Below are 11,118 nucleotides of genomic sequence, written 5' to 3'. Positions count from 1 at the left end.
CGACCACCGATGCGCCTCGCGCCGGGCAAAATGAGCGGCATGGTCAACGAGGGGAACATCGGCTTCACGCTGCCCGCGGGGGCGACAGGCTTCTTCCGGCCGAAGGACGGCCCGCTCCAAGGACTGACCTGCAGGCGTTCCGTGCCGCTCTGTGTGCCGTTGCCCGCGTCGCCGGAGGCGAAGTGGGCGAGGTGGAGGAACAGGCATGCCCCCGGACCTTCCACACCGCAACGATCGTCACACGCGCAGGCGAGAACATCGTCCTGTGGCACGCTCATCACCCCCTGGATCGCCTTTGCCCAGACGCGTCGGGACTGGTGCGGAGGGGAGTTCCTCGCCCCGCCGCCGTGGGCTCACGCTTTCACCAACGCGGGCTTTGTGGTCCTCAGTAGTGAACAACTCGCCACACCGCTCTCCAACGTGGACACCCCAGTGCTCACAGGGCGAGTGGCGTGAGGTGCGCTTCTACGGCATCACCGCGCTGGGCGGAGTGCTCTTCAACGCGTGGGACTGACATCCACACGGGAGGCCGCGATCGACGCCGGACCATAAACAACAAGCTGAGCTTGTTCTTTATCTACCAAGATCTTCCGGGCTTGCCGATGGCCTTGAGGGTCTCGGGGCGTTTGACGGTTTTCCCGACGTCGTAGCGGGGTGCCCGGCGTTTGTTCTTGGCGCCGGGTGGCCGCCCGGGACCGGTGCCACGAGGTTTGGGAACACGGCTCGGACAGGCGAGGTGAGCGCGGATGTTCCTGAACCCCCGGCGGACACGGGCCGGGGTGAGCCGGCCGGAGGTGGTGGGTTTCTCCCACGGTCGGCGGAGGTCCTCAGCGAGTGTCCGGACGAGTCTGAGCTGGGTGTGCGCGACGATCAGGAGCCAGGTCCAGCGGTCCGCGGCCTGGGGAGTGCGGAGTTTCGGGGTGGTCCAGCCCAGGGTCTGCTTCGCGAAGCGGAAGGTGTGCTCCAGGTCGAAGCGGCGGAGGAACGCCTGCCAGAAGCGGTCCACGTCGTCCGAGGTGGCGCCGGTCTTCGAGGACCACAACCACACCGGCGGAGCATCTCGTTCCTTCGACAAGTGCTCAGCCTTCAGCCGAATCAACGTCCCTTCCACCAGGGGAAGTTCGCCCTCATGGTCCAGCCACGAGGAACGGTGAGTGCGCCGGGGGTGGACCCGGTCCCATGCCTGGGTCTCGGCCTTGCCGTAGTTGCTGGTGTCCGTGATCGTGGTGATTGCGGGCTCCGGCCAGGTCTCCGGTCTGGTGAACCGGAACTCCGGACCGTGCTTGGGTGGCCTGCCGTTGACGCCGTGCGTCCGCGGTGGCTTCGGTAGACGCATGACGCGGTCAGGTCGGACCCGGCCGACCAGCTCAACCGGCAGGTCGCGCAGCACCCAGGCCAGACGGGTCACGTCGTAGCCCGCGTCACTGACGATCACGATGGCCGGGTCCCCGGCCTGCCACTGACCAGCGGCCATGAGCCGCTCGACGACACCTCTCAGCTGGTCTGCCGTGACGGCGGTCGCGTCGTCCACCGGAGCCAGCGACCGCGTCCAGGATCGCGGTCCAGGAGGTGGCACCCGGCTCCAGCACGGCGACAAAGGAGTAGGGCCAGCCCGGAATGAACTGCGACGCCGTCTTCGCCCGGCCATAAACGTGGCAGAACAGCCGGTCCGCCGAGCACGGCGCGTCCGAACGCAGCCACGGCGACACATCGACCGCCAGAACCAGGCGTCCGCCATCGAAACGCGGCAGCGGCAGCCCTGCCAGCACTGTCCGCAGTTGGCCGACGTCGATCCTGCCGTGATTCAAGCCGCCGTACATCGCTCCGTGCCCACGCCGGTGCTCGGCCAGCAACGTCAGATCCACCGGTGACTTCACCGCACCGTCCGCGCACAGCACCGCGTCCACCAACTCGAACAACTCATCGCGCCGAGCGGTCAGACACTCGTAGAACTCGCCCCGGAAGCGTGATGCCTCCGCGAACGCTTCCCTCCGGACAGCATCAGGCAGCAGACTCACCCTCACGGCCTTCGTCTTGGTCACGTGCACCTTGGTCGGAGCACAGGATCAGACGAGGGCCGCCCCCACGTCCGGCGAATCCCCAGGTGAGCGACCCAGTTCGACACACGATTCGAGCCCGGAAGATAAAGAACAAGCTGAGTGCGTGTTCCTGATCCGGCCGGACAGTCGCCGAAGTGAGTTGGCAGGCCGGGAGGCCATGGTGGCTTCCCGGCCGCCGGGTGATGTTGTGACGCTGGGTCAGGCGCCGGTTGCCGCGGTGTAGCGGGCGGCGACGTCTTCCCAGTTGACGAGGTCCCACAGCTTGGTGACGTAGTCGGGGCGGACGTTCTTGTATTGCAGGTAGTAGGCGTGCTCCCAGGCGTCGAAGACCAGCAGCGGGGTGCTGCCCTGGCCGACGTTGCCGTGATGGTCGTAGACCTGCTCCACGATCAGGCGGCGGCCGAGCGGTTCCCAGGCCAGGACGCCCCAGCCGGAGCCCTGGACGGACGCGGTCGCGACGGTGAGCTGCTTCTTGAACTGCTCGAAGCCGCCGAAGTGTTCGTCGATGGCGTCGGCCAGCGCCCCGTCGGGGCGGTCGCCGCCGTCCGGGGAGAGGTTCTGCCAGAAGATCGAGTGCAGGACGTGGCCGGAGAGGTTGAAGGCGAAGGTTTTCTCCAGCCCGACCAGCGAGGTCGGCGTGATCTGGTCCTTGTCCCGGGCCTCGGCGATCTGCTCCAGGGTGTCGTTGGCGCCCTTGACGTAGGCGGCGTGGTGCTTGGCGTGGTGCAGTTCCAGGATCTGCCCGGTGATGGCCGGCTCCAGCGCGGCGTAGTCGTAGGGCAGGTCGGGAAGCGCGTAGGTGCCCATCAGGCACGTCCCCTTTCCGGGTGAGTGATCGTCCGGGGACAGCCTATGCCTCTATTGCGATGAGATTGCAACAACGAGCGAGATGCAGCAGCATGATCTGTGGCGGGGTCGGCCCGTCAGTCTTCGGAGTCTGAGCGCCTTCCGTCCGTCGGTGCGTCCTTCCTGGAGAGTGATCGTCTTCTCACCCGGCGCCCGCCGGTCCCGGCCGGCCCCGTTCCGGCTTGCGAGGACAGCCTGCTCAGCCGTCGGCAGTCGCCGTTTTCCTCGGCCAGCCGGGGGTAGCGCTGTTGCGGGCCTGACGCCGGGTCATGAGGGTGATGGCCGCCCAGGTGATCAACGTCTTGGAGTGCTGGACAAGTCGTTCGTAGTCCCTCGCGTGGTGGCGGGCGGCATCATCCACGCGGATGCGCGCGACTCGAGCTCGGGCGGCGGTTTCGACGTCGACCGTCGGTGCCGGCGTCGGCTGGGTAAGGCCTTCCATCCGGGCATCCACACGGCCTGGCCCAGGTGCTCGTTCCCGATTCGCGACGATGTCGGCCGTCGCTGACCATGACCGGCTGACGCTTCCACTCCACGTGGCAGACCGGTAGTCGAGGAAACCGGGAGTCACCTCAAATTCGACGCTGTCTCCCGCACGGTCAGGCAGGCCTCCGATTACTGTGAGTATGTGTCAGGGGCGGCTTCGGGTAGCCCTTTGGGTTGCGGTGTCGGGATCGATGCCTCGGTGCCGTAGCCGCACGCGGACTCTCTCCCAACGCTCAGCGGGCAACTGCCACCCGATCGCCGATCCAGTGTCACTCGCGGAGAATGAGACCCCTGACCCCGTCGGCCCCCAGATCTCTGCGGAGATGGTGTGCGGGACGAGGGTGATGAACCATTCGCGCTGCCGTTCGTCTGTCAAGTCCAGGGCGTGTGCGCCCTGCTGGCCCAACAGACCTCCCACCGCGGGTCTTTGCTGCCTGTCGGCGCGTGCGCAGCCGCTTGCCGAGCTCGACCGCCAGCGACAGCAGCGCGGAGCGCACCAGGGGCGCCAGGGTGTCGGTCGGGAAGCGGCGCTGGGCGGCCGCGCTGTGCGGCAGCTGGGACGGCACCACCCGACGCCGGTCGACACCTCGGGCCCCCTCCCGCGCAGCCGGCCCGACTTCCCGCCCAGCACCCGCTGCACCGTCGCCTCCTGCAGATTCGCCAGACGCTGCGATCCGGCGTGACCGGCCCTGCCGGGTGGGTCAGCGGGCGATGAACGGCTCGGTCAGGTGCGGGGTCGCGAGGTAGAGGGTGCTGGCTGCCCGGCTGTGGAGCACCTGTTCCCTTGAGGCCCTTGCCTGCTCAGGGTCCATCTCGTGGGCGTAGGCGAGTTCGGGGTGGAGCAGCTGGATCGCATGCACGAGCACGTCACCGGTGACGGCGACCAGTTCGCGCCCGGAGGCGACGAGCACGCTCTGGTGCCCGGGCGTGTGACCGGGCGTGGCGAACACGCGCTCGCCGCTGCGCAGCGGGGTGTCGCCGTCGAGCATCCGTAGCTGATCGGTTTTCCGGAGCGGGTCGATCACAGTGGACCGCAGCTGCGGGTTGACCTCCTCGATCGCGTCGACTTCGGCCTGCTGCAACAGGTATTGGGCGTTCGGGAAGAACGGCCGCGTCTGCTCGCCGCCGACGACGGCCCATCCCACGTGGTCGGTGTGGAGGTGCGTGAGCACCACGGTGTCTACTTCGGATGGTTCGATACCCGCGGCGGCCAGCGAAGCCGGGAGCACCCCGGGCACGGGCGCCCACGAGGCCGCCGGGCTGTCGGCCGGGCCGATCCCCGCGTCGACCACCGTCACGCCCTGGTCGCTGCGGATCGCGAACGCGCGGAACTGGAGCCGCCAGCGTCCGTCGGCGTCGAGCGCGCCGGGATCGAGCTGGTCGGCCGCCGCCCACTGCTCGGTGGTGGCGCCAGGGAACGCCTCCGACCTGGGGGAGAAGAAGGGGCCCGCGCCGTCGGCGAGCGCGATGACGGTGTACGGGCCGACCTGAATGGAAGGTGGCATCCCACTGATAGTGCCACCGGCGGGCGGCCCATGGCCAGGCGGGTTGCCCCGCAATTCACCCCAGGTCGTGGGCGCCTCGCGGAACTGGCAGACTTCGACGCCCGCGGCTGCGGGCGAACGGGATGACCTCCGCTGGCCGGCCGTTCGCGCGGCGGTACGGCTTTGACGTCGACCAGCACCTGTACGACGCTGCCCGGCGCGGCCCTGGCTCCTCGCGGGACCGCGCGGCCTCGTGAACGGAGGGGTCGAATCGCCCACGAAGGGTGGCCAGCCAACTGCGGCACTGACCGCTGAGGCTGGCGGGATCATGGGCCGCCGCACCGTCGGTAGGCAAGGGCGGACCAGGACGGACCCGTGATCGACCGACCTGGGAGCTCTGATCAGCGGCAGGGCGGAAGGGGTCGAACCTGCGGCATCCGGTTTCGGAGTTCGAATCTCATGCTCCAGGGTGGAGAGACGACGAACTCTGCAGAAGCGCGGTGGTATCGGAACGCGGTGGGCGTTGTCAACTCCCCTTCTTCTCAGTCGGCACAGCGCTCTACCCTGACAACCGTGACGTACATGAGCTGGTCAGATGTGCTGCAGCGAGGAACCGCGGATCCGAGCTTGACCTTCGCCCGGGCCCGCTGGGGGCAGGCAGGGAAGTTCGCGTGGGTAGCGCCCCGTCAAACCATCATCGCTCCAACAGGGGAGCAGTATCCGCTTTGCACCACGGTGTACTTCAAGGACGCTGACGAAGTCGTCAAGCCGTACCTCCCGAGCATGGACGGGATGACCGAGGCTGACGACTGGTACGTGGGGATCTCCGGCCACCCACCGCAGTAGCCGCGTCGGCGCTGTCCCTGGCTGTCCTGCCAGGTCAGCGGGCTAACTGCATGCAGTTCGGTCGGTGGAGCGGTGGCGCCGGGCCTGGCGCGAGCGAGGCGAGGGTCGCCAGGACGCCCCAGGCTCAACCCGGCTCAGATTGCGAGACTGGAGCGGGAGTTGGAGCGCGGACCGCTCGTCCACGGCTGGGCCGATCAGCGGTGGACGCTGGCGCGGGTCAGGATGCTGATCGGTCGACCAATTCCCTGTTTAGTACACGGTGGAGGTCACGTGGCGGCTGCAGAAGCGGCACGGCTGGTCGTGGCAGCAGCCCACCCGCCGGGCGATCGAGCGCGAAGATGCGGCGGTTGAGCTGTGGAAGAAGGAGGTCTGGCCGCGGGTAAGAGCTATGCGGCGGCGTGCAACGGCTGGATCATCTTCGAGGATGAGACCGGCCAGTCGATGACGCCGCCGCGCTCTAGAACCTGGGGGCGGATCGGCCGGACCCCGGTCGTCCGGGTTCGCGGCCGAGGCTCTGGACGGGTGTCGATGGCGGGTATGACCTGCTACAAGCCGGGCGAGCGGTCCCGACTGATCTACGCCATCCGCGAGTACCGAGGGCGCAAGGGCGAGCCGAAGGGCTTTGGCTGGCGGGACTACCGCGACCTCTTGGTGCGTGCCCGCATCCAGCTCGGCGGACAGATTGTGCTGGTCTGGGACAACGTCCGCCTCCACTGACCGCCGGAATGCGGGAGTTCATCGCCGCGAATCCCGCGTGGCTCACCGTCTTCCAGCTGCCCACCTACGCGCCGGACCTGAACCCGCAGGAGGGCACCTGGTCGCTGGCCAAGCGCGACATCGGCAACCTCGCCGCAGCCGACCTGGGCCAGATCACCAGGGCCGTGAAGCGCAGGCTCAAGCAGATCCAGTACCGCCCGGATTTCGTCGACAGCTGCCTTGCGGGCACCGGCCTCATCACGGACGACTGAGTGGCGCTGCGCCGCACATTCGTCAGTCGCCGTAGTACCGGTCGTAGGAGGCGGACTGCCCCGCCACTGAGAAGCCCTGGAATTCACCGTCCGCCTCGAGCTCGCGCAGTCGATCCAGCGCCGCCGCCGCAGCAGGTGCGCGGTTGGCCGAGAGGTGGGTTTTCGTCGCGTCGAGCCCGTGCCCAAGCAGGGAGTTCGATGTCGATCGAGCACGCTGCGTCGAAGCTGGCCTTCTTCGCACCCCAGATCAGGAGCACGTCGTCGATGTCACCGCTGTTGAACAGCTGGACGCAGCAGAGCCTCATCAGCTCGGTGTCGCCGTCGCCCTCGGAGCGTCGCTCACGCGCCGCGTGCTCCGGGAGGAGTGCACGGACCTCATCGAGGTCCGCGCCGACGGGGCGAAGCCCGTAGCGGCGCACGCCTTCCTTGACATCCATCGCTGGTCTCCTTGATCGTCCGGCCCGGCCCGTGGCCTCTCGGCCCCGCCCATCGCCGTTCGGTCGGACGACAGCCTCTCTGCCGGTCACAGTATGCACGCCGAGGGCCGGCCATATGGGTCGGCGGCCACCGGCGCAGGTGACCGACGCCCACACCAGTCCCGTCAGTTGAGGTACTGTCGCGTTGCCTCGCTTCCCGCACGCGCTGCCGCCGCGATGTGGCCGGTCCCGCCGGGGGCGCTCCGCTCAGGTCGCCACCGTGGGACAGACCCGTTCGGCGACCGCTGGCGCCGGCGGGCCCTGTACCGCCCGCGGCTGGGTGTCCCGGGCCTCCGCTCCGCGGGACACCCGGCGCCGGGCATGTCACCGGTTCCGAACCGCGGCGACTGTGAACTCCAATGCCGGCGTGCCTAGACCTCCCATGGCCGTCGCGGTCTCCCGCAGCGCGGGGTGCTGGTGTACAGGACGTAGTTGACGGAGCCATCCGCCACGAGCGCGGTGACGACGTAGTGGCGCAGTCGGCTCTTGTCCTGGCCGTGCTCCGGAGCGCGGGGCGGAGTCGAGGCCGAGTCGGTCGTGGTCATCGTGACGCAGCCGCCGGTGCCAGGCCGAGGCGGGCAGGCGAAAGGCGGCTCCTCCGCGCGGATCGCCGTGCGGCCCTGGTTGATCCGCACTCCGGTCGCGCCGACGGGGTCCAGAAACGGCGCAGATGCCCTGGTAGTTGGCGTCCAACCTCGGCCTGAACCGCAGTCGGATACCGGCGTGCCGGCCACCATGAACGCCGCCATGCGCCTGCCATCGAGCAGGGTCTACGTCACGGCCCCGCGGCCACCGCGCGATCTTCAAGACATACAGACCCTTGATCATCTCGCGGTGGCCACACGCATCAGCCGTCGTAGTGCCCGCCGTCATCACCCTGGCCTTCGCCTCCAGAACATCCGCCACTTCGTGCATTTTCGCAATCACCGCATTGTTCAGGTTCTGGGACACGATCCGCCCGGTCACTCCACCACATCGGGGGCCACCGCGGGGGCCGGGACCGGCAGCGACCACCGCTTCGCAAACCGCTGCGGTGATGTCCTGGCCCTCACCGTCAGTTGTATCCGCGTGGTTCGTCGCCTGCCGTCTTGACTTGCTTGCGGTAGGCCCCCGGCGGCGATCCGAAGTGTCGTTTGAAAGCCTTGGCGAAGGCGAACTCCGACGTGTACCCCGTGTGCTGCGCGATTGTGCTCAGCGGGGCCGGCGATTGGTGCAGCAATCGTGCCGCGGTGGCCATCCGCCAGTTGGTCAGGTACGTCAACGGCGGCTCGCCAACCACCGAGGCGAAGCGGCGGGCGAAGGCCGCGCGGGACAGCCCGGCGCGGCTGCCCAGCGACTCCACGGTCCATGGATGGCCGGGATCGTCGTGAATCGCTTTCAGGGCCGGGGCGACTGCCGGGTCGGTCAGCGCGGCCGTCCAACCCCGGGTCCGCTCCTTCGGCAGTTCGGCGTACCACGACCGGAGGATGTACAGCAGCAGCAGATCGATGAGCGCCGTGACGACCGCGTCCGAGCCCGGCTGCGGCGCGTGGAACTCGGCGCACAGCTGATCGACCGCTGAGCGCAGCACCGGATGGCGGCCCGGAACCACGGGGAGGTGGATGACCTCCGGTAGATCGCTGAACAGCGGATGCGGGCGGTCAACGTCGATCGCGTACGCGCCGCACACCAGCACCGTGTGCGGCCCCGGTCCGTCCACGGTGACCTGGCCGATCGGCGAGGAACGGTCCACACGCTCCGGTACGAAGTCCACCGGATCGCGGCCCGGCACGTCGCACAGGGTGTGTCCGCTGCCGCGCTGCAGGAACACGATGTCGCCGGGGCCGAGCGCGAGCGGTTGGCCGTGCGGTGGCAGCAGGTGGCAGTGTCCTTCCACGACCACGTGGAATCCGGCTCCTGAGATGGGTTGGAACTTCAGGGCCCACGGGGCGTGCGCGTCGGTGCGAGTCACCATCGGGCGTCCCGTGCGCAGGACTTCGAGGGTGTCGCTCAGGATGTCCATAGCACCACTCTAATGCCTGCACGGCAAGACGATATGACAGGGAATCGAGATTTCAAGTCATTCATCGTCTCGATGTGGAGGCGTACGTTCTTGCCATGGCGGTTGCCGAACGCGGCACTGCATCGACGAAGGAACGGATCCCATGTCTCTGGCTGGCAAGAAGATCGTGATCATCGGTGGAACCTCCGGCATCGGCTTCGCGGTAGCCCAACAGGCCGCGGCGGCTGGCGCGGACGTCGTGGTCGCCTCCAGCAATCAGGACCGCGTGGACGCTGCCACGAAGCGGTTGGGCGAACCGGCCGAAGGCCGCCGCCTGGACGTCGCCGACGGCAACGCCATCGCCGCGTTCTTCGAGCAGGTCGGGGAGTTCGACCATCTCATCTACACCGCGGGCGAATCTCTGCTGATCAAGCCGTTGGCCGACACCACCCCGCAGGAGGCCAAGGCCGTCTTCGAGCGCCGGTTTTGGGGCGCATTCCTCTCCGCCAAGTACGCTGCACCGCGACTGCGCGACGGCGGCTCGATCACTTTCAGCTCCGGCGTCCTCGCGATCCGCCCCCTGTCCGGAACCGCGCTCGCGGCAGGTGTCACCGGCGGCATCGAGGCCCTGTCCCGGGCACTCGCCGTCGAACTCGCCCCTCTGCGCGTCAACGTGATCCAGCCCGGGGTGATCCGCACCGAGCTGTGGGACGGCAGTGTCCCGGACCCGGAGGCCTTCCTCCAGGGTGCCGGGTCCGAGCTGCTCACGCGGCGTGTCGGAACTGCCGAGGAAGCCGCGGCGGCCTATCTCTTCGTCTTGTCCAACGCCTACGTCACCGGCACCACGCTCGCGATAGACGGCGGCGCGGCACTGGTGTGACATAGACGCCACGCACAACAGCCAACGGAGCAACGCCGCACCGACGCGACGCGTTCCGTGCCGCGGCAGCCGATGACGCGAGACCGACCAGACGTGCGGATCCGAACCGCCCGGCCCGAAGCGGAGATCCGGTCGGCCTCACCGTCCCGGAGATCCGCCACCTGATCGGCGCGCTGTTCAGCACACCCATCACATCCCTGAAAACACTACTGCACTGGTCGAACTGGCGGGGAAGCCACCAAGCTTCGGCACATCGCAACCCACCCCTGGCAGCGGCTCTCCGCGCCCTCCAACGCGTGGATCGCGAAGTCACACTGGAGTACTCGGCTCCAAGGTGGGGCGCATGACCTGCATCACCTCCACACGAGCCTTCTTGAGTACCTCATCTGATGCCGCGTCTGCGCAGGTAGGCGCGTTCCCCACGCGCGCGGGGATGGTCCCCTGACGAAGCAGGCCGTAGGCGGTTCACGGGGTCGGGGCTCCTTCAGGTGGGTCGTGGGTGGATGATGCGGTGGCCGCCGGCCGGGCGGGCGGCCACCGTCGTGGGGTGCGTTTCAGCGGCGCCGGGACCGGCTGCGGTAGCCGAAGGGGCCGGGCAGGTCCATCGAGGTGGTGCGCTGCCCGTTGCTGCTGATGGTGTGCCGGGGGCCACGGCCGGCGCCCAGGGTGACGGACCAGGAACGGCGGCTGATGTTGAGGCGGACGCCGGGGAAGATTCGGAAACTCTTGCGGAAGGTCAGGGGCACGGGCGGTTCTCCTTCTGGTCAGTTGTGGTCGGCAGGTAGTAGCGGGTGGCGCGGCCTTCGCGGCGGGACTGGACGCCGCGCTTCTCCCATACGGCGAGGGCTCGGCGGACGGTGTCGCGGGAGGCGAAGGGGCCGTCCTCGGTGAATTCGTTCTCGCCCGCGGATCCCAGGCGCTGGAATTCGCGGTACAGGTCGAGCTGCTCGTCTCGGCCAACGAGGGTCTCGTTGGGGTGGTAGAGGGGATCGGGGCGGGGGGTTGGTGGCACGCTGCCGCAACAGGGTCGGGCTGGCGGGGCGGCCTGGTGTGTGGGCCTCGCTGACGTACTCGGCCCGGCACTCCTTTCG

The 11,118-nt window shown here is 68.5% G+C and carries 12 protein-coding genes and 2 pseudogenes; 5 read left to right on the top strand and 9 right to left on the bottom strand.

Translation table 11 applies throughout. From position 1 onward, the window contains the following. Nucleotides 1–577: 577 nt before the first annotated feature. The 4 genes and pseudogenes from AB0K02_RS22860 to AB0K02_RS22845 form a co-directional block, all read right to left on the bottom strand. Nucleotides 578–2,018 (bottom strand): annotated as a pseudogene (locus AB0K02_RS22860) (NF041680 family putative transposase). Nucleotides 2,019–2,258: 240 nt separating this feature from the next. Beyond that, a complete protein-coding gene (locus tag AB0K02_RS22855; RefSeq protein WP_365994346.1) occupies nucleotides 2,259–2,867 on the bottom strand; it encodes a superoxide dismutase in 609 nt (202 codons plus the stop codon). A 244-nt stretch (nucleotides 2,868–3,111) separates the two neighbouring features. Then, nucleotides 3,112–3,278 (bottom strand): annotated as a pseudogene (locus AB0K02_RS22850) (IS5/IS1182 family transposase); the annotation flags it as partial. Nucleotides 3,279–4,093: 815 nt separating this feature from the next. Further along, complete coding sequence (locus tag AB0K02_RS22845; protein ID WP_365994345.1) at nucleotides 4,094–4,897, bottom strand: MBL fold metallo-hydrolase; 804 nt, start codon at nucleotides 4,895–4,897, stop codon at nucleotides 4,094–4,096. A gap of 561 nt (nucleotides 4,898–5,458) precedes the next feature. On the opposite strand from AB0K02_RS22845, the gene AB0K02_RS22840 reads away from it, so the two are divergent. The 4 genes from AB0K02_RS22840 (at nucleotide 5,459) to AB0K02_RS22825 (ending at nucleotide 6,690) form a co-directional block, all read left to right on the top strand. Further along, nucleotides 5,459–5,722, top strand: coding sequence for a hypothetical protein (locus AB0K02_RS22840; protein ID WP_365994438.1), 264 nt, complete (start codon nucleotides 5,459–5,461; stop codon nucleotides 5,720–5,722). Nucleotides 5,723–5,981: 259 nt separating this feature from the next. Then, nucleotides 5,982–6,167: a winged helix-turn-helix domain-containing protein gene (locus tag AB0K02_RS22835; RefSeq protein WP_365994344.1), complete on the top strand. Its 186-nt coding sequence runs from the start codon at nucleotides 5,982–5,984 to the stop codon at nucleotides 6,165–6,167. A gap of 83 nt (nucleotides 6,168–6,250) precedes the next feature. Then, complete coding sequence (locus AB0K02_RS22830) at nucleotides 6,251–6,439, top strand: hypothetical protein (protein ID WP_365994343.1); 189 nt, start codon at nucleotides 6,251–6,253, stop codon at nucleotides 6,437–6,439. Between the two features lie 8 nt (nucleotides 6,440–6,447). After that, the gene (locus AB0K02_RS22825; RefSeq protein WP_365994342.1) at nucleotides 6,448–6,690 is read left to right on the top strand and encodes a transposase; all 243 of its coding nucleotides are present in this window, start codon (nucleotides 6,448–6,450) and stop codon (nucleotides 6,688–6,690) included. An 83-nt stretch (nucleotides 6,691–6,773) separates the two neighbouring features. Here the strand turns inward: AB0K02_RS22825 and AB0K02_RS22820 are convergent, their stop codons facing one another. The 3 genes from AB0K02_RS22820 to AB0K02_RS22810 form a co-directional block, all read right to left on the bottom strand. After that, nucleotides 6,774–7,127, bottom strand: a complete 354-nt coding sequence (locus AB0K02_RS22820; RefSeq protein WP_365994341.1) for a hypothetical protein — start codon at nucleotides 7,125–7,127, stop codon at nucleotides 6,774–6,776. Between the two features lie 410 nt (nucleotides 7,128–7,537). Continuing rightward, a complete protein-coding gene (locus tag AB0K02_RS22815) occupies nucleotides 7,538–7,711 on the bottom strand; it encodes a hypothetical protein (protein WP_365994340.1) in 174 nt (57 codons plus the stop codon). A gap of 509 nt (nucleotides 7,712–8,220) precedes the next feature. Next, a complete protein-coding gene (locus AB0K02_RS22810; RefSeq protein ID WP_365994437.1) occupies nucleotides 8,221–9,120 on the bottom strand; it encodes an AraC family transcriptional regulator in 900 nt (299 codons plus the stop codon). Between the two features lie 190 nt (nucleotides 9,121–9,310). On the opposite strand from AB0K02_RS22810, the gene AB0K02_RS22805 reads away from it, so the two are divergent. Then, nucleotides 9,311–10,027, top strand: a complete 717-nt coding sequence (locus AB0K02_RS22805) for an SDR family oxidoreductase (RefSeq protein WP_365994339.1) — start codon at nucleotides 9,311–9,313, stop codon at nucleotides 10,025–10,027. Between the two features lie 554 nt (nucleotides 10,028–10,581). Here the strand turns inward: AB0K02_RS22805 and AB0K02_RS22800 are convergent. Continuing rightward, on the bottom strand, nucleotides 10,582–10,773 hold the full coding sequence (locus AB0K02_RS22800) for a DUF4236 domain-containing protein (RefSeq protein ID WP_365994338.1): 192 nt from the start codon (nucleotides 10,771–10,773) through the stop codon (nucleotides 10,582–10,584). Continuing rightward, nucleotides 10,764–11,039, bottom strand: a complete 276-nt coding sequence (locus AB0K02_RS22795; RefSeq protein WP_365994337.1) for a hypothetical protein — start codon at nucleotides 11,037–11,039, stop codon at nucleotides 10,764–10,766. The genes AB0K02_RS22800 and AB0K02_RS22795 overlap by 10 nt, the downstream gene beginning before the upstream one ends. Between the last annotated feature and the right edge of the window lie 79 nt (nucleotides 11,040–11,118).

Source organism: Streptomyces sp. NPDC049597 (genome assembly GCF_040675505.1).
GTDB lineage: Bacteria > Actinomycetota > Actinomycetes > Streptomycetales > Streptomycetaceae > Streptomyces.
The sequence above is the reverse complement of the archived record's forward strand: the minus strand, read 5'-3'. Positions and strand labels throughout refer to the sequence as shown.

Bases quoted from the DNA above. Each gene is read 5' to 3' on its own strand.
- AB0K02_RS22845 (WP_365994345.1), bottom strand. From the start codon at position 4,897: ATGCCACCTTCCATTCAGGTCGGCCCGTACACCGTCATCGCGCTCGCC.
- AB0K02_RS22855 (WP_365994346.1), bottom strand. From the start codon at position 2,867: ATGGGCACCTACGCGCTTCCCGACCTGCCCTACGACTACGCCGCGCTG.
- AB0K02_RS22815 (WP_365994340.1), bottom strand. From the start codon at position 7,711: ATGACCACGACCGACTCGGCCTCGACTCCGCCCCGCGCTCCGGAGCAC.
- AB0K02_RS22805 (WP_365994339.1), top strand. From the start codon at position 9,311: ATGTCTCTGGCTGGCAAGAAGATCGTGATCATCGGTGGAACCTCCGGC.
- AB0K02_RS22820 (WP_365994341.1), bottom strand. From the start codon at position 7,127: ATGGATGTCAAGGAAGGCGTGCGCCGCTACGGGCTTCGCCCCGTCGGC.
- AB0K02_RS22810 (WP_365994437.1), bottom strand. From the start codon at position 9,120: ATGGTGACTCGCACCGACGCGCACGCCCCGTGGGCCCTGAAGTTCCAA.
- AB0K02_RS22825 (WP_365994342.1), top strand. From the start codon at position 6,448: ATGCGGGAGTTCATCGCCGCGAATCCCGCGTGGCTCACCGTCTTCCAG.
- AB0K02_RS22830 (WP_365994343.1), top strand. From the start codon at position 6,251: ATGGCGGGTATGACCTGCTACAAGCCGGGCGAGCGGTCCCGACTGATC.
- AB0K02_RS22840 (WP_365994438.1), top strand. From the start codon at position 5,459: ATGAGCTGGTCAGATGTGCTGCAGCGAGGAACCGCGGATCCGAGCTTG.